Source organism: Rhodococcus sp. Chr-9, assembly GCF_000801125.1.
Taxonomy (GTDB): Bacteria; Actinomycetota; Actinomycetes; order Mycobacteriales; family Mycobacteriaceae; genus Rhodococcus; species Rhodococcus pyridinivorans.
In genome coordinates this window covers 1-888 of the sequence record NZ_JTIZ01000141.1, presented here as the reverse complement: position 1 = coordinate 888, position 888 = coordinate 1, and the positions used below count along the sequence as shown (strand labels likewise).

1 protein-coding gene is annotated in these 888 nt (G+C 67.9%); it reads left to right on the top strand.

The features are described from left to right. Positions 1-888: AMP-binding protein (locus QR64_RS25045; protein ID WP_039587796.1), on the top strand; the 888-nt coding region annotated here is incomplete at both ends.

Below are 888 nucleotides of genomic sequence, written 5' to 3'. Positions count from 1 at the left end.
TCAATCCGGCGCGGTCGACGGCGCGGCATCCGCTGTTCCAGGTCGGTCTGTCCTTCCAGAATCTCGCCCGGACCTCGCTCGAACTGCCGTCGGTCAGCGTCGAGGGCATCGACCTCGCCGGCGACACCTCGCAGTTCGATCTGCACTGGATCGTGCAGGACACCTACGACGAGGCCGGGGCTCCCACGGGGATCGGCGGTTTCGTGACCTATGCGACGGCGTTGTTCGACGAGTCGACGGTCGTGTCGTTCGTCGGGCGGTTCGTGCGGGTGCTCGAGGAGATCGTGGCGGATCCGTCGCGTCCGGTCGGGGATCTGGAGATCCTCGGTGCGGGGGAGCGGTCTCGGATCCTGGAGTCGTTCAACGACACTGCGCACGAGGTGGATGCGTCGGCGACGTTGGTGTCGTTGTTCGAGGCGCAGGTCGCCGCGACCCCGGACGCGCCGGCCCTCGAATTCGACGGTCGCACCTGGACCTACCGTCAGGTCGACGCGTGGGCGGGTGCGATCGCCCGGCAGCTGGTCGCGCGTGGCGTCGATCCCGAAGAGCGGGTCGCGCTCGGTATGCGCCGCTCGGTGGAGTTGGTGATCGGCATGGTCGCGGTCGCGAAGGCCGGTGGCGCCTACGTGCCGGTGGATCCGGATCAGCCGGCGGAGCGGACCGACTACATTCTCGGCACCGCCGATCCGGTGTGTGTGCTGACCACCCGCGGCGAAGGCTTCGGGACCGAGAGCGATCGCGCCGTCCTGTTCGTCGACTACTTTGTGCCGCAGGATGATTCGACTTCGGACGATTCGGCGGCGGATGTCCCGGTCCACGTGGCGACTCCGGCGCCGGACCATACGGCGTATGTGATCTTCACGTCGGGTTCGACGGGTCGTCCGAAGG